This window comes from Streptomyces sp. CA-250714 (genome assembly GCF_050936705.1).
In the GTDB taxonomy this organism is placed as follows: Bacteria; Actinomycetota; Actinomycetes; order Streptomycetales; family Streptomycetaceae; genus Streptomyces.
The window spans coordinates 543088-559476 of the sequence record NZ_JBNJMI010000001.1 but is presented as its reverse complement, the minus strand read 5'-3'; the positions used below and the strand labels follow the sequence as shown (position 1 = coordinate 559476).

The window sequence follows — 16389 nt, the reverse complement described above, 5'->3', positions numbered from 1 at the left end:
GGCGGTCCGCTCAGCCTCGGCGGTTGCCGACGGCGTTGGCGGTGCGCCCCTCCGTACGGAACTCCAGGCGCCCGTCCGTCACATCGACCAGCAGCCTGGTGTGCGGTTCGAGGTCACCGCCCAGCAGCATCCGCGAGAGCCGGTTGTCGACCTCCCGCTGGATCGTGCGGCGCAGCGGGCGGGCACCGTACTCGGGCTGATAGCCCTGGTGGGCGAGCCAGTCGACGGCTGCGGGGGAGAACTCGATCTCCAGGTCCTGGGCGTGCACCCGGCGCCGGGTGTCCTCCAGCAGCATGTCGGTGATCCGCCGCAGCTGTTCGTCGTCGAGCTGCCGGAAGACCACGATCTCGTCGATACGGTTGAGGAACTCCGGCCGGAAGTGTTCACGCAGCGGCCGCAGCACCCTCTCGCGCCGGGCATTCTCGTCGCTCTCCCCGCCACCCCCGAAGCCGAGCATGGCGCCGCGTCCGGTGATGGCTTCCGAGCCGAGGTTGCTGGTCATCACGATGACGGTGTTGGTGAAGTCGACCGTGCGGCCCTGCGAGTCGGTGAGCCGGCCGTCGTCGAGGACCTGGAGCAGCATGTTGAAGACGTCGGGGTGCGCCTTCTCCACCTCGTCCAGCAGCAGTAGCGAGTACGGATTGCGCCGCACCGTCTCGGTCAGCTGTCCGGCCTCCTCGTGCCCGACGTATCCGGGCGGGGCGCCCACCAGCCGGCTGACGGTGTGCCGTTCCTGGTACTCGCTCATGTCCAGCCGCACCATCTTCTCGTCGGTGCCGAACAGCGCCTCGGACAGCGCCCTTGCCAGCTCCGTCTTGCCGACCCCGGTGGGCCCCAGGAAGAGGAAGCTGCCGATGGGACGGTCCGGGCTGGACAGCCCGGAGCGGGAACGCAGCACCGCGTCGGCGACGGCCGTGACCGCCTCGTCCTGCCCGATGACCCGCTGCTGCAACCGCTCCTCCAGACCCAGCAGCCGGTCCTTCTCCTCCTGGGTGAGATTGCTGACGGGGATGCCGGTCTGGTGGGAGATGATGTCGGCGATGTCCTCGACGGTCACCTCGGCGATCCGGTGGTGGCCGGCCCGTGGCTCCTGCTTGTGGCTGTCCCGGTCGATGGCCTCCTCCAGCTCGGTGAGCCGGTCCCGCAACTGCTTGGCCCGCTCGTAGTCCTCCGCGGCCACCGCCTGGTCCTTGTCACGGCGCACCTGCTCGGCCTCGCGCTCCAGCGCCCGTACGTCCGTACCGCGGGTCGCGGTCCGCAGCCGCACCCGGGCGCCCGCCTGGTCCAGCAGATCGATGGCCTTGTCCGGAAGGTAACGCCCGGTCAGATAGCGGTCGGACATCTCCACCGCCGCCACCAGCGCCTCATCGGTGTAGCGCACCTGGTGATGGGCCTCGTAGCGGTCCCGCAGGCCGCGCAGGATCTCGATGGCGTCCGCCACGGTGGGCTCCGGGACGAGCACGGGCTGGAAGCGGCGGGCCAGCGCCGCGTCCTTCTCGATGTACCGGCGGTGCTCCTCCAGCGTCGTGGCACCGATGACATGCAGCTCACCCCGGGAGAGCGGCGGCTTGAGCATATTGCTCGCGTCCATCGAGCCGCTCTCCCCGCCGCCGCCCGCGCCGACCACGGTGTGCAGCTCGTCGATGAAGACGATCAGCTCCTCGGTGTGGGCGCGGATCTCGTCGATGATCCCGGTGAGCCGCTCCTCGAAGTCGCCGCGGTAGCGCGTCCCGGCCACCACGTTGCCGAAGTCGAGCTGGACGACGCGCCGGCCCAGCAGATTGTCGGGCACGTCCCCGTCGGCGATGCGCTGGGCCAGGCCCTCCACGATGGCCGTCTTGCCGACGCCCGCCTCGCCGATCAGCATCGGGTTGTTCTTCCCCCGCCGGGCCAGCACCTCGACCGTCTGCTCGATCTGCTCGTCCCGGCCGATGACCGGGTCGATACGGCCCTCGCGGGCCAGCTCCGTCAGATCGCGGCCGTACTTGTCGAGGTTCGGGGTGTTGGCGGTACGTGCCTCCTGGCCGCGCGCCGGCGCCTCGGGCCCGGCGCCCTGACCGGCACCCGGCCCGCCGCGCGGGCCCGCGGAGCGGGGATCGAAGTGCGCCGAGTTGAGGATCTGGCCCGCCGTGGAGTCACGGTTGGCGGCGAGCGCGACCAGCACATGTTCGGCGCCGATGTAGGAGGCGCCGCGGGAGCGGGCGATCTCGTGCGCGTCCATCAAGGCCCGCTTCACCGCGGGGCTGACCGAGAGCGAGTTGCGGGGCTGTCCCTCGCCCACCTCACGGTCGATCTCGGCGGCGAGGGCGTCGGGGTCGGCACCGGCCCTGGCCACCATGCTGCGGGTCGGCTCGGCGGTGAGCGCGGCGCGCAGCAGATGCTCGGTGTCCAGGTCGTTGCTGCCGTGCTCGGCCGCGTACGACGCCGCGTCGGAGACCAGCTGCCGCGCGGGCTCGCTCATCAGCCGGAGGAAGTCGGCATAGCGGGGGTCGTTGTACCGCCCGCCGCTGCCGGACCGGGCGCCGCCGAGGAAGCGCGCGATGAACTCTTCGAACGGGTCCCGACCGAAGTCCCCGGGACCCATGTATCCGCTGGTCATAGAGGATCCGTCCCGCTGACCCGACCGAGCCGGGCCACGCTGTGCTGTTCCTAGTGGCTACTGGTGCGGGGGTTCCCAGGTGAGCCCGTATGACACGTGGACGGCCGCTACCGGACCGGGCGACAAGGAGTAGCGCTCCGTGACCGCCACCGGGCGGGGCCCTGGTCAGGCGGCGACGTCCGGGTGGTTCCGGGGCCGAGAAGGACCCCGGCACGGGCCCGGAGGGTACCGGTGCCACGACAGCAGAGGTACTGCTGATCGTCTCCCGGCGGAGGACTTGCTGTGGTGACCCGGTGGCGGCCACGCGTGCGGCACCCGGCGCAGATGGTCGTGGCCGGCTTCGCCATGGCGATCGGGATCGGGACCGGACTGCTGCTGCTTCCTGTCGCCACGATCGGGAGCGGCTCGGCGTCCGGACTGGAGGCGCTGTTCACCGCCACCTCCGCGGTGTGCGTGACCGGGCTGATCGTCGTCGACACCCCCGGCTACTGGAGCGGGTTCGGGCAGACGGTGATCCTGGTGCTCATCCAGGTCGGCGGCCTGGGAATCATGACCTTCGCCTCCTGGCTGGTGCTGCTGGTCTCCAACCGCAGGATGGGGCTGAAGGCCCGCCTCACCGCCGCCACGGAGACCAGGACGCTGGGCCTGGGCGACGTCCGCACGGTCGTGGTCCGCGTGGTCAAGGTCAGCCTGCTGCTGGAGGGCCTCACCGCGGCGATCCTCGCCGTCCGGTTCGGCACCACCTACGACGAGCCCGGGCCGCGAGCGGTGTGGCTGGGTGTCTTCCACGCCGTCTCCGCGTTCAACAACGCCGGATTCGCGCTGTACTCCGACAACCTGATCGGCTTCGTCACCGACCCGTGGATCTGTCTGCCCGTCGCGGGCGCGGTCATCGCCGGAGGGCTCGGCTTCCCGGTGCTGTTCGAGCTGCGCCGCAGATTCCGCAGACCACGCCGCTGGTCCCTGCACACCAAGATCGTCCTCGGCGCGTCGGCGGTCTTCCTGATCGCCGGCAGCGCCTTCGTCACCGCCGTCGAATGGAGCAACCCGGCGACCCTGGGCCGGCTGGATGTGAACGGGAAACTCCTGGCCGGGTTCTTCCAGGGCGTCATGCCGCGCACCGCGGGCTTCAACAGCGTCGACACCGCCGAGCTGAACCCGGCCACCTGGCTGGGCATGGACGTACTGATGTTCATCGGCGGCGCCAGCGCCGGTACCGCGGGCGGCATCAAGATCACGACCTTCGCCGTGCTGTTCTTCGTGCTGTACGCGGAAGTACGCGGCGAGGAGTCCGTCACCATCTTCCGCCGCCGGCTGCCCGGTGACCTCCAGCGCCAGGCGCTGACCGTGGTTCTGCTGTCGGTGGCCGCCGTCGTCGTCTCGACGGTGGCCTTCATGGTCTTCACCGAATTCAGCCTGGACCAGTCGCTGTTCGAGGTCGTCTCGGCCTTCGCCACCGTCGGGCTCTCCACCGGCATCACCACCGAGCTGCCCGGCCGGGAGCAGCTGCTGCTGACCGCGCTGATGTTCATCGGCCGGCTCGGCCCCGTCACCTTCGCCTCCGCGCTCGCCCTGCGGCTGCGCGTCCGCCTGTACGACCTTCCTGAGGAGCGACCCGTCATTGGTTAGAAAACGCACCCCCAAGAACGGCCGCGGCCCACAGCGGGACTCCGTGGTCGTCATCGGGCTCGGCCGCTTCGGCCGCTCCCTCGCCCTCGAACTCGTGGCCGAGGACACCGAGGTCCTCGGTATCGACGGTGACCCCGAGGTCGTCCAGTCCCTGACCGGTTCCCTCACCCACGCCGTGCGGGCCGACTCCACCAAGGAGGACGCCATGCGCCAGCTCGCCGTCCACGAGTTCGACCGTGCCGTCGTCGCCATCGGCACCGACCTGGAGGCCAGCATCCTCACCGCCTCGCTGCTCGTCTCCTTCGGCATCGAGAACGTGTGGGCCAAGGCCATCAGCGAGGCCCACGGCCGGATCCTCACCCAGCTGGGCGTACGGCACGTCGTCTACCCCGAGCACGACATGGGACGGCGGGTCGCCCACCTGGTACGGGGCCGGATGCTGGACTACATCGAGTTCGAGGACGACTTCGCGATGGTCAAGACGGACCCGCCTGCCGAGATCGTCGACGCGCCGCTGGCGCGCAGTGCCGTACGCACCCGCTACGGCATCACCGTCGTCGCCATCAAACGCCCCGGCGAAGGCTTCACCTACGCCACTCCCGAAACCGTTGTACGAGCCGACGACACCATCATCGTGGCCGGTCGCACCCGGGCGACCGAACGCTTCAGCGAGCTGCGCTGACGGCGACGGCCGCACCGAATCCGGGGGGAGATGTCCTGCCCCCTGTGGTGAGCCCTCCCGCGCCCTCCCCGGACCGACAGTCCCGGCAGGCTGGGCAGCACCGGGACTGTCGGCCCGCGCAGACTAGAGGTCGCACAGCCGTACACAAAAGGGGCACACCGTCGGGCCCTCACATCCCTCCGCCGTGACGTGCGGTCAATGCCGCGGACGAGGGCGCCGCGACTCGGGTGGCGGACGCGCGGAGGGCCCGGACCCGCCGGACCCGGACGAACCGGCGGGCGGGTCCGGCGCCGAGGGCGACGGCCGGTCGGACGGCGCGAAGATCCGCCGGTGGACGCGGACGATCTGGCGGCCGCAGATCCGCCCGACCCACTGGATGACGGCGCACAGCACCAGGACGACGACCGAGGCGGCGGCGTCCAGCCAGAAATGGTTGGCCGTCACCACGATCACGACCAGCGTCAGCACTGGGTGCGCGGTCACGAACCAGCGCCACCGACTACGGCTCACCCGGATGACCACCCCGGCGACGACCAGCGCCCAGGCGACGTGCACAGAGGGAACGGCCGACAACTCGTCGGCGACCACGTTCCCCGGGCCTGTGTCGTAGACCGACTGCCCATAGCGCTCAGCCGTGTCGGAGAACCCGAGCTGCGTCACAAGGCGCGGCGGTGCCACGGGGATGAGCTGGAACAGCAGCGACACCACCGTGACCAGCACGACGTAGGTGCGTACCCGCCCGTAGGCGCTGCGGTGCCGCCAGAACAGCCAGACGAGCAGAGCGGCCATGCCACCGAAGTGCATCACCGCGTAATAGAAGTTGGCGGCCTGTACCAGCCACGAGTGGGGGAGCACCGCCTGCTGCCAGTCCACCTCGTCCGGCAGCCGCATGCGCTGCTCCCAGCGGTAGATCCATACCGCTCGGTCGACTGCGGCTTCCAGGTTCCCGGCGGACATCCGGGCCGGAATCTGCCACACGAGGAAGACCATGGAGATGATCGCGGCCTCCCGCAGCAGCACCGGCACCCGGGGCCAGCGCCAGCGCCACAGGGGCAGGCTCAGCGCCAGGAGGACCAACGGCACTCCGGCGGACAGAAGCCAGGCCGTGGCTGCTCCCACCGTCACGGCTCCCACTCCCTCCTGGCCCGCAGCGCCCGATCGGCCCGGCTACCGCACACCACAGGAACGGGGTACCCGCCGCCCCTCATGGTGACGGCAGCTTCGGACAACTCGGATGATTGGTCGGTACCCCACCGTTCCGCCGATCGCGAACAGGACACCCGAAAAGCGGACAGCCGCCTGCGCGGGCATACTGAGGCCCGGCAGTGTGTGACGGGACGGTGTGTGACGGGACGCGGGTAGGTCGCTCAGGAGGATCGAGCCATGACGAACCAGCAGCGCGAGGAAGCGTATCTCCGGCAGACCGGCCGCAAGGAGCTGACGCCCCGGCAGCGCCGACGCATGATCAAGAAGGCCCGCCAGGGCAAGGAGTAACCGACCGGCCAGGGCTGCCGCCCCCTCCCCCCGCCGCCGAAGGGTTTCTGCGGCAAGATGGCAAGGGAGGAGAGCGAGGTAGCGATGGTTCTGCGGGCGCCCTGGGCGGTTTTCGATCTCGACGGGACGCTGGCCGATGTCCGGCACCGGCTGCCCTTCCTCCAGCAGCGCCCCAGGGACTGGGACTCGTTCTTCGATGCCGCCGTGGACGACCCGCCGCTGGTGAAGGGCGTCGCGCTGGCGATGGAGTCGGCCCAGCAGTGCGAACTCGCGTATGTCACCGGGCGCCCGGAACGCTGCCGGGCCGACACCGTGGAGTGGCTGAAGAGCCACGGCCTGCCCGTCGGACGGCTGCTGATGCGGCCGGAGGGAGACCGTCGTCCCGCGCGCGTCACCAAGCTGGAGCTGCTGCAACAGCTGGCCCGCGAGCGCCCCGTGGCGCTGGTGGTCGACGACGACGAGCAGGTCAACGCCGCTTATGAGCACGCGGGCTTCCGGGTACGGCGAGCCGACTGGATGCCGGCGCCGGCCGTCCTGGAAGTGGCCCAGGAGCGGGAGGGACGGACATGACCCCGGGCGCCCGCCGACTCGCCGGGTGACTCGCCCGCCGATTCGCCGGGTGACGAGCTCGCGGGGCGACGTGGCGGGAGGGCCGCCCGGCGCGTGGCCCGGTCGCTGCTGACGGTTCCGGCCGTGCGCGGTGCCGTGCGCAGGCGCATGCTGGGAGTCTCCGCCCCGGCCGGCGCGGCGGTCCGTCCGCTCCGCCCCATGTGAGGAGGGTTCCCCTGATGGCAGCGACACCCGACGGCGACGCTCCGGAGACACTCGACGGGATCCGGGCGGACGCGCTGCCCCTGACGGGTACGGATTCGCTCGACCCGCTGCTGGAGCACATCGGCGACTCCCGCTATGTGCTGGTGGGCGAGGCGTCCCACGGCACCACCGGCTTCTACCGGTGGCGGGCGCTGCTCACGCGCCGACTGATCGAGGAGAAGGGCTTCTCCTTCGTGGCGGTGGAGGGCGACTGGCCGGACTGCCAGGCGGTGCACTGCGCCGTGACGGCTGCTCCGGGAGCGCCCGAGGACCCGGTCGAGGTGCTGGAGAACTTCGATCGATGGCCGACGTGGATGTGGGCCAACGCCGAGGTGGCGACGTTCACCCGCTGGCTGCGCGACTACAACACGACCGTGCTGCCGTCCCGGGCGGTGGGATTCTTCGGACTCGACGTGTACTCGCTGTGGGAGTCGCTGCGAGCGGTCCTCGGCCATCTGCGCGAGCACGCTCCGGACCAGGTGGAAGCCGCGCTCGAGGCATACCGCTGCTTCGAGCCGTACGCGGCGGACCCCGAGTCGTACGCCATGGCCACCCACCTGGTTCCGGCCGGCTGTGAGCGGGAGGTCCTCGATCTGCTGACCGAGCTGCGCGGACGGGCCGAGGCCGTGGGGACGGCGGACGCGAGTCTGGCCGACTTCGCCGCCCGGCAGAACGCCGAGGTACTGGCCGGAGCCGAGCGGTACTACCGCACCGTGATCGGCGGCGGCCCCGAAGCGTGGAACGTCCGCGACCACCACATGGCCGACACCCTCGACCGGCTGATGGAGCACCACGGGCCCGAGGCGAAGGCGGTGGTGTGGGCGCACAACACTCATGTCGGCGACGCCCGGGCGACCGACATGGCCGATGTCGGCATGGTCAACCTCGGCCAGCTCGTGCGGGACCGCCACGCGGCGGAGGGCGTCACCCTGGTGGGCTTCAGCTCGTACACGGGGTCGGTCGTCGCGGCCCCCCGCTGGGCCGACGCGCCGCAGATCATGAGCGTGCCGCCGGCCCGCGAAGGCAGCATCGAGCACCTTCTGCACCGCGCTCTGGAGGACCGGCCCGTGACGGAGCGTTCTCTCGAGGACGGGCGGGCGCTCTTCCTCGTACCGCCGGGGCACCGCAGCGGGGTGCCGATCGGCAGCGGCTCCGACTGGCTGTGGCAGCGGCGGGACCACCGGGCGGTCGGCGTGGTCTACGACCCACGGCGCGAAAGGTGGGGCAACTACGTTCCCACCGTGGTGGGGGAGCGCTACGACGCGCTGCTCCACCTCGACCACTCAGAAGCCCTCACGCCCTTGCCGTCCGCACCCGTGGGCGAAGGGGAGGAGGTGACCTGGCCCAGCGGGGTGTGACGCGCTCACCCGGGACGAGTCACGCCGGTGAAGGCGCGCCCGCCGGTCGCCGACCGGCCGCCGAACGCGCCGAGGGTGCGCTCCAGCAGGGGCAGGGCCCGTACCACCCGGCGGCTGCGGATCAGTGCGTCCCAGGCGGGTTCGAACTTCTTCCAGCCGCCCGCGTAGGCCAGATGCCGCAGCCGTTCGTGCCCGCCCGGCTGGGCCGCGGCGCCTCGCCAGATGTTCCGCCAGCGGTAGAAGTCGCGGTACGCACGCCAGTAGCCGTCCTCCAGCTGACGGGCTGTCATGCCGCATGGACGGAAGACGACGTGTCGGGTGTCGTACAGGTCCCAGTCCCGGTGGAGTATCCGGTGCTCGGCGGCCAGTTGCTGCCACAGCCCGGTGGAGGGATACGGGGTCATGATGTGGAACGTGGCCGTTTCGATGCCCTGCTCCACGGCCCACTCGACGGTGCGGTCGAAGACGTCGGGGCCGTCCTGGTCGAGCCCGAAGACGAAGCTGGCGTTGACCATGACGCCCGCGTCGTGGAGGCGGCGGACGGCGGCGGAGTAGTCGCGGCCGATGTTCTGGTTCTTGCGGCGCTCGGCGAGATTGGCGTCGTTGACCGTCTCGAACCCGACGAAGAGGCTGCGCAGCCCGGCGGCCTGGGCCCGCTCCAGCAGATCCGGCTCCAGTACGGACTTCACGGTGGCGGCCGCCTGCCACAGCCTGCCCATACCGGCCATACCGTCGAACAGCGCGGTGGCGAACCGGCGGTTGCCCAGCAGATGGTCGTCGAGGAAGTACAGATGGCGCCCCGGCAGCCGGTCGATCTCGGCGAGCGCGTCGTCGACCGCCTGGGTGTAGAAGGACTTGCCGCCCGCGAAGAAGGCGTCCTTGTAGCAGAAGTCGCAGTGGTGGGGGCAACCACGCGAGACCACCAGGGAGTTCGGCACCAGATACAGCTGCCGCTTGATCAGGTCGCGCCGCACCGGCGGCAGCCCCGCCAGCGTCCGCTGCGGCCCGGAGTCGTACCGGCGTGCGGGAGAGCCGTCCCGAAACTCCTTCAGGAACCGCGGCCAGGCGTCCTCGCCCGGGCCGGTGAAGACGGTGTCGGCGTGCGCCGCGGCCTCCTCGGGCAGCGAGGTGACGTGCAGCCCGCCCATGGCGACATGGGCGCCGCGGGCGCGGAAATGGTCGGCTATCTCGTACGACCGCCGCGCCGAGGTGATGTACGGCTGGAGCACCAGCAGGTCAGGGGTCCGCAGAGCGGCGAGGTCGATCCGCTCGACGTGCTCGTCGTACAGCTCCACCTCGCCGTCCGGGTCGAGATATCCGGCCAGGGTGGCCAGCCCGAGGGGCGGGAAGAGGGAGTACTTGATCGGCCGGAAGAGCGGGCTGGTCGCCTCGGTCAGTGCGGGCAGGATCATCATGACGCGCATGCCCCGAGGACACCGCCCGCCACGTCACCGGTTCCCTGCGCGGTGCCGGCCCCGTGGGGGAGCCGGTGGCACGCGGGTCAGGAGCGCAGGGCGTCGACGGCGATGCGCGCCGCGGTGCCGATGACCGCGTCAGCGGCGGGGAGGGTGCCCGCGGGGCTGGCGGCGCGGGTGAAGACGGCGACGGCGTAGCGGCCCCGGTCCGGATACTCGACGACGCCGACCTCGTTCCGGAGGGTGGGGGCGCTGCCGGTCTTGCCCGCGACGTGGACCTCGTCGAAGGGGAAGCCGGAGGCCAGCCTGTGCGGCCACACCTGAAGGCTCAGCAGTCGGCGGATGGCGGCACAGAGCTCGGGGGCGCAGGCCTCGTCCCGCCAGACCGCGCTGAGCAGCCGGGTCATCTCGCGTGGGGTGCTGCGGTTGGTGCGGGCGGGGTCCAGGGCACGGAGGCGGGCGAGGACCTGCGGGTCGGCCAGGGCCTGCGGGCCGGCGTTCCCGGCGTCCTCCCTGATGGTGGCGACGAACTCGCCGAAGGTGTGGGCGGCGTACGTACGGGGGAGGCCCAGCCGCCGCGTGGTCTCGTTGACGGCGTCGAGGCCGACCCGGTGCAGCAGCAGGTCGGCGGCGGTGTTGTCGCTGACGGCCATCATCAGATAGGCGGCGTCCCGCAGCGAGACCCGGGCCGGATCCAGCATGGCGGACAGCCCGGTGGGCCCCGGGGCGCGGCCTTCGGGCGGGCACTCGGCCTGTTCGGTCAGGTCCAGCCGGCCGCTGTCCGCCTGCTGATGCAGGGCGACGAGCAGACAGAGCTTGTGGACGCTCGCCGTGACGACCGGGTGGTCCGCGCCCGCGTCGAGCTGCGCCCCGGAGTCGATGTCCAGGGCGTGCAGCCAGCCGGTGACGCCGGCTTCGGCGAAGGCGGCGTGAATCCGTTCGCGGGCGTTCGCGGGGCCGTGGGCGTGGGCGGGGGTGCGGGGCTCTGTCATATCCAGTACTCCGCCGCCGGGCGCAGATGCATCGGGCCCGAGGGCAGGTCGGGTCCGACAGTAGCGGTACGGCCCAGGGCATCGGTGACCGTGTCGGCGAAAGCGCGCACGGCTGCGTCGCCCCGCCCCTTGAGCCAGGCCGCCGAATGGCGCCAGGCCAGTGGGGAGCCGCTCAGCGGACACCAGACCAGATCCGGGTCCCGTGCGTCGTGGGCGTCGCGCGGGCTGAAGGCGACGGCCCGACGGGACAGCAGCAGCCCGCGGGTGAAGCTGGTGCCGTGACCGTGCCGTACGGCGGTGGGCGTGAAGCCGTGCCGGGCGCAGGTGGTCAGCAGATCGTCGTGCACGGCCGGGGCGTGGTCGCGGGGGAAGAGGATCAGCTCGTATCCGCTGAGCGCGGTGAGCGGCACCGTCTCCAGCCGGGCGGCAGGCGCGTCGTGCGGCAGCAGCACACCGAGTTCGTGGCGGAGCACCGGGCCCAGCTCCAGCCCGGACACATCGCAGGGGTGGTGGATGAGCCCGACATCCAGGTCGTGCGAGGCGAGCCGGGCCAGCTGCTCGGCCGTCGGCAACTCGTGCAGCTCCAGCTCCACCCCGCCTTGCCGTTCCTGGAAGCCGGCCAGGGTCGCGGCCACCATCTCGCCGGTGATGTCGGGGGAGAGGGCGGCGCGGAGCAGTCCGCTGTGCCCCTCCTGGATTCGGCGGGCCGTGGCCAGCAGCGCCTCGGAACCGGCCAGCAGCCGACGGGCCTCGTCCAGCAGGAGGGTGCCGCCCTTGGTGATCGTCACCTGCCGGCTGGAGCGCTCGAAGAGGCGCACACCCAGCTCCCGCTCCAGCCGCTGGATGCGCTGCGACAGGGGTGGCTGGGCCATACCGAGACGCTGGGCGGCACGGCCGAAGTGTGACTCTTCTGCAACAGCCACAAAGCATTGCAGGTGCCGTATCAAGTCCACGACGAGGGACTATATCTCTTTTTGATCGATCCGAGAGCGATATCTGTCTTGGACTTGTCGCTGATTGTGCGGCTTTCCTCGGGTCATGAACGAGCCCATGTGCTGGAAAGAGCACGAACGATGAACAGACTCCTGCGCCGTACAGCGGTCTTCTGCGGCGTGCTCGTGCTGGCCCTGCTGGCGCGGGCGACATGGCTGCAATTCGTCCAGGCGGAGGGGCTGGCCGACGATCCGCGCAACCGCCGGGTGCAGATAGCGGCCTTCGCCCAGCCGCACGGTGACATCATCGTCGGCGGTACGCCGGTCACCGACTCCCGCAAGGTCCCCGGCTCGGACCTGGCCTACCAGCGCGTCTACCGGGACGGCCCGATGTACGCCCCGGTCACCGGCTATCTCTCCCAGGCCCAGGGCGCCACGTTCCTCGAAGGCGTCCACCGCGACCTGCTCAGCGGCGAGGACGTCAGGCTGACGAAGAACCCGCTGGACGCGCTGACCGGCGGGAAACCGCGCGGCGGCGATGTGGTCACCACCATCGATCCGGCGGCGCAGAAGGCCGCCTACCAAGGGCTGAGGGACCTCGACGCCAAGGGCGCCGTGGTTGCCCTGGACCCGCGTACCGGCGAGATCCTCGCCATGGCCAGCACCCCCTCCTACGACCCCTCCGACTTCGCCGGCCTCTCCGCCGAGGAGAGCAAGGCGTTCACGAAGCTGGAGCGTGACAAGGACAAGCCGCTCAGCAACCGGGCCATTCGCGAGACCTATCCGCCCGGCTCCACCTTCAAGATCCTCACCGCGGCGGCCGCCCTCGAACACGGCACGGTCACCGACATCGACCGCCCGCTGGACATCCCGGCGCCCTACCGGCTGCCGCAGAGCAGCACGAAGATCGGCAACGTCGTGCCGGACGCGCAGTGCGACGGCGTCTCGTTGAAGACCGCCCTGCAGTGGTCGTGCAACAACGTCTTCCTCGACGGCGCCTGGAAGACCGGCAAGGACAAGATGCGCGAGACGGCGGAGAAGTTCGGCTTCAACGCCGAGCAGTTCACACCGGTCCGTACGGCCGTCAGCAGCTACCCGAAGCGGCTGGACGCACCGCAGACCGCGCTGACCGGCATGGGCCAGGGCAGCCTGACCAGCACCCCGTTGCAGATGGCCATGGTCACCGCGGGCATCGCCAACGACGGCAAGGTCATGAAGCCCCGCCTGGTCGACGAACTGCGCGGTCCCGGCCTGAGGACGATCGAGAAGAGCACCCCCGAGGTGCTGAACCAGGCCGTCTCCGAGACGACCGCGCAGCGGGTGCAGCAGATGATGGAGTTCGCCGTCACCGACGGCACCGCGGACAAGGTGCGGATCCCCGGGGTGACGGTCGGCGGCAAGCCCGGCACCGCCCAGCGCGGCGCCGACGTCCGCGACGAACGCCCCTACGCCTGGTTCGTCGCCTACGCCAAGCAGGCCGACGGCTCCTCCCCGGTCGCCGTCGCGGTCTTCGTCGATCCCGAGGACATGGATTACATCTCCCGTTCCCAGATCGCGGGCGGCCGACTGGGCGCCCCCATCGCCAAATCCGTCATCCGGACCGTCCTGGAGAGAGAGCCCGAACAGTGACGCACGAATCCCGCGCTGAAGAGCCGCCGGGCGCTTCGGAAGAGCCGCCGAGCACTGGGCAAGCGGCCACGAGTGACTCGCACTTGGGTGTCGGTCCTGACTCTGACGGCGAGTTGCCGCCGGGACCGATCGCGGACAGCACCGTGGACGAAACCGAGAACGACGAGAAGGACCAAGCCCCGGACGGCGTCGCCGGGGGGTCGGAGAAGGACACCACTGGAGGGTCGGAGGAGGACACTGCCGAGCCGGACGGCAAGACCGCCGCGCTGAAAGACCACGCCGAAGCCCCGGAAGAGAGCGCCGAAAAGCAGCGAGAGGACACCGACGAGCCGACCACCGGGCCGGGAAAGAGCGCCGAGGTCCCGACGAAGCGGGACACGGACCCGGAGACGGCCGGCGCCGTCCCCGTCACCGTTCCCGCCCCCTCGCCCGAGGTGGCGGTGCCAGTGGCCACGACCGCGCCGCGCCGTTTCGACATCCGCAGCCCGAAGGTCTGGGCGGCCGTCGCCCTCGCGTTGTGCCTCGTCCTGGCGACAGCCCAGACCGTGCGGCCGTTGCCCACTCCCACCCTGCGGCTCGACGCGGCGCACGCTTCCTACACGCTTCCGGGGGACTTCACGGTGCCGTGGCCGCGGCAGGGACAGGCGGCCGTGAAGCTGCCCGGCACGGGAACGGTCGGCACCTACGGGAGGCAGAAGCCCGTGCCGACCGCGAGTGTCGCCAAGGTGATGACCGCGTACGTCCTGCTGACCGAGAAGCCCCTCGGGAAGGACGAGGCGGGGCCGATGATCGAGGTGGACGGCAAGGCGGTGGAGGAGGGCAGGTCCAAGCACGAGTCGCGGATCAAGGGGCTGACGGCAGGTCAGAAATTCAGCCAGCAGGACATGTTGAAGATGCTGATGATCCCCTCGGGCAACAACATCGCCCGCCTGCTGGCGCGCTGGGTCACCCACAGCCGTACCGAGACCGCCTTCGTACGGAAGATGAACGAAGCCGCCCGGAAGCTGGGCATGAAGGACACCACCTATACCGATCCCAGCGGCCTGGACGCCGGGACCGTGAGCACGGCCGTGGACCAACTGAAGCTGGCGGAGGCGGTGATGAGGTTCGCCGCCTTCCGCGCGGTCGTCGCCCTGCCAAGCGCCACCGTGGACGGGCTGGACGAACCGCTGATCAACAACATGGACAAGCTGCTGATGTCCGACCTCAGCATCAGGGGCGTCAAGACGGGGTCGAACACACCGGCCGGCGGCACCCTGGTGTGGGCCGCGTACAAGACCGTCGGCGACAAGACGCCGCTGATCCTCGGCACGATGCTGGACCAGCACTTCGCCGGTCGCGATCCTGACGGTGCCAACAGCCTCACCCTGGTCAAGGACAACAGCAAGAAGATCGTACGGGCGGTCCGCGCCGCGCTCACCTCCACCACGGCCGTCCGCAGAGGCCAGGTGGTCGGTCATCTCGATGACGGGCTCGGCGGGCGCACCCCGTTGGTGGCTGCCAAGGACTTCACCGTTGTCGGGGTGCCGGGCCAAAAGGTGGTCCTGCGGATCACCGCCCGCGGTACGCTCCCGCGCTCCGCGAAAGCCGGTACCAAGGTCGGCCGGCTGACGGCCGGCAGCGGGCCGGACGCGACCGGGGTTCCGGTCACTCTGCGGAGCGAACTGTCGCCGCCGTCCCTCATATCGAAGCTGACCCGCTGGAGCTGAGCAGTGTCCTACCGTACGTCTCCCGAACAGCCCGCTCCGTCCCGCCGCTCGCTGCTGATGACGGCGGCACTGCTGCCACTGGCCGGATGCGGCACGGACGAGCGCTCGACTTCCAAGGCTTCCCCCGCCCCCGGTCGTCGCTCCGCCACTGCCCCGTCGCCGAACCGTGCGCAGTTCACCGCGCTGGAACGCAAATACGGTGCCCGGCTGGGTGTGTACGCCCTGGAAACCGGTAGCGGTGCCACGGTGGCCTACCGCGCGGACGAACGGTTCGCGCTCTGTTCCACCTTCAAGGCGTTCGCCGCGGCGGCCGTCCTGCACCACAATCCCCTCGGCCACCTGGACAAACACGTCAGATACCGCGCGTCCGACGTCGACTCCATCTCGCCGGTGACCGAGGACCACATCGCGGACGGGATGACCATCAGGCAGCTGTGCGACGCCGCCGTCCGGTACAGCGACGGCACCGCCGGCAATCTGCTGATGCGGGACATCGGCGGCCCGAAGCAGCTGACCGCCTATCTGCGGGGGCTCGGCGACAAGGTCAGCCGTATGGACAACTACGAACCCGAGTTGAACAGGAACCGGCCGGGGGACCCGAGCGACACCACCACACCCGAGGCGATCGCCACCGACCTCCGCAAGCTCGTGCTCGGCGACGCCCTGACCGGCGACAAACGCGACCTGCTCAAGGACTGGCTCGTCCGCAGCGTCACCGGCGGCAAACGCATCCGCGCCGGGCTGCCCAAGGGCTGGACGGTGGCCGACAAGACCGGAACCGGCAACTGGGGCAGGGCCAACGACATCGCCGTCGTATGGCCGCCCCGCAAAGACCCGCTCGTGGTGGCCGTGCTGTCCGACCGGCCCGGCTACCGCGCCTCACCCAAGGACGCCCTGATCGCCGAGACCACCGAGCGAATCGTGCGCGGTCTCGACCTCGGCTGACTGCCGCGCCCTGCCGGCCCGGCAAGAGGGCCCCGAAGGGGCGCGGGGAACGGCGCGACCAGCCACAACGGCACCCGCAGCCTGCAGTCGTCGGGCAGGGGCAGCCCCTCATCAGAACACGGAAGGGGCGGGCCACAAGCTTCTCGAGCACCGTGTCCCCCCGGCGCAGGCCTCCCAAGCGCGGCAGGGACG

Annotated in this window: 12 protein-coding genes; 7 read left to right on the top strand and 5 right to left on the bottom strand. The window is 70.7% G+C overall.

The window, feature by feature from the left end; translation table 11 throughout:
* Positions 1-10: 10 nt before the first annotated feature.
* Positions 11-2599, bottom strand: a complete 2589-nt coding sequence (locus tag ACQEU8_RS02700; protein ID WP_433096366.1) for an ATP-dependent Clp protease ATP-binding subunit — start codon at positions 2597-2599, stop codon at positions 11-13.
* Between the two features lie 282 nt (positions 2600-2881).
* Here ACQEU8_RS02700 and ACQEU8_RS02695 point away from each other — a divergent pair, with 282 nt between their 5' ends.
* Positions 2882-4228, top strand: a complete 1347-nt coding sequence (locus tag ACQEU8_RS02695; protein WP_433096364.1) for a TrkH family potassium uptake protein — start codon at positions 2882-2884, stop codon at positions 4226-4228.
* On the top strand, positions 4221-4910 hold the full coding sequence (locus tag ACQEU8_RS02690) for a potassium channel family protein (RefSeq protein ID WP_433096362.1): 690 nt from the start codon (positions 4221-4223) through the stop codon (positions 4908-4910). The genes ACQEU8_RS02695 and ACQEU8_RS02690 overlap by 8 nt, the downstream gene beginning before the upstream one ends.
* Positions 4911-5105: 195 nt before the next feature.
* On the opposite strand, the gene ACQEU8_RS02685 is transcribed toward ACQEU8_RS02690, so the two are convergent.
* On the bottom strand, positions 5106-6035 hold the full coding sequence (locus ACQEU8_RS02685) for a phosphatase PAP2 family protein (protein WP_433096360.1): 930 nt from the start codon (positions 6033-6035) through the stop codon (positions 5106-5108).
* 453 nt (positions 6036-6488) lie between these two features.
* On the opposite strand from ACQEU8_RS02685, the gene ACQEU8_RS02680 reads away from it, so the two are divergent.
* The gene (locus tag ACQEU8_RS02680; RefSeq protein WP_433096358.1) at positions 6489-6974 is read left to right on the top strand and encodes an LNS2 domain-containing protein; all 486 of its coding nucleotides are present in this window, start codon (positions 6489-6491) and stop codon (positions 6972-6974) included.
* A 218-nt stretch (positions 6975-7192) separates the two neighbouring features.
* Positions 7193-8575: an erythromycin esterase family protein gene (locus tag ACQEU8_RS02675; protein ID WP_433096356.1), complete on the top strand. Its 1383-nt coding sequence runs from the start codon at positions 7193-7195 to the stop codon at positions 8573-8575.
* 5 nt (positions 8576-8580) lie between these two features.
* On the opposite strand, the gene ACQEU8_RS02670 is transcribed toward ACQEU8_RS02675, so the two are convergent.
* The 3 genes from ACQEU8_RS02670 to ACQEU8_RS02660 all read right to left on the bottom strand — a co-directional run bounded on the left by ACQEU8_RS02670 (position 8581) and on the right by ACQEU8_RS02660 (position 11935).
* A complete protein-coding gene (locus ACQEU8_RS02670; RefSeq protein WP_433096354.1) occupies positions 8581-9999 on the bottom strand; it encodes a B12-binding domain-containing radical SAM protein in 1419 nt (472 codons plus the stop codon).
* A 77-nt stretch (positions 10000-10076) separates the two neighbouring features.
* Complete coding sequence (locus tag ACQEU8_RS02665; RefSeq protein WP_433096352.1) at positions 10077-10982, bottom strand: serine hydrolase; 906 nt, start codon at positions 10980-10982, stop codon at positions 10077-10079.
* Complete coding sequence (locus ACQEU8_RS02660) at positions 10979-11935, bottom strand: LysR family transcriptional regulator (protein ID WP_433096350.1); 957 nt, start codon at positions 11933-11935, stop codon at positions 10979-10981. The genes ACQEU8_RS02665 and ACQEU8_RS02660 overlap by 4 nt, the downstream gene beginning before the upstream one ends.
* A 120-nt stretch (positions 11936-12055) precedes the next feature.
* Here ACQEU8_RS02660 and ACQEU8_RS02655 point away from each other — a divergent pair, with 120 nt between their 5' ends.
* The 3 genes from ACQEU8_RS02655 to bla all read left to right on the top strand — a co-directional run bounded on the left by ACQEU8_RS02655 (position 12056) and on the right by bla (position 16197).
* Positions 12056-13543, top strand: coding sequence for a peptidoglycan D,D-transpeptidase FtsI family protein (locus ACQEU8_RS02655; protein WP_433096348.1), 1488 nt, complete (start codon positions 12056-12058; stop codon positions 13541-13543).
* A 143-nt stretch (positions 13544-13686) separates the two neighbouring features.
* Positions 13687-15252 (top strand): D-alanyl-D-alanine carboxypeptidase family protein, encoded by a 1566-nt coding sequence (locus tag ACQEU8_RS02650; RefSeq protein WP_433096346.1) that lies wholly within the window; start codon positions 13687-13689, stop codon positions 15250-15252.
* Positions 15253-15309: 57 nt separating this feature from the next.
* Positions 15310-16197, top strand: a complete 888-nt coding sequence (bla, locus tag ACQEU8_RS02645; protein WP_433102101.1) for a class A beta-lactamase — start codon at positions 15310-15312, stop codon at positions 16195-16197.
* The last annotated feature ends 192 nt before the right edge of the window (positions 16198-16389 follow it).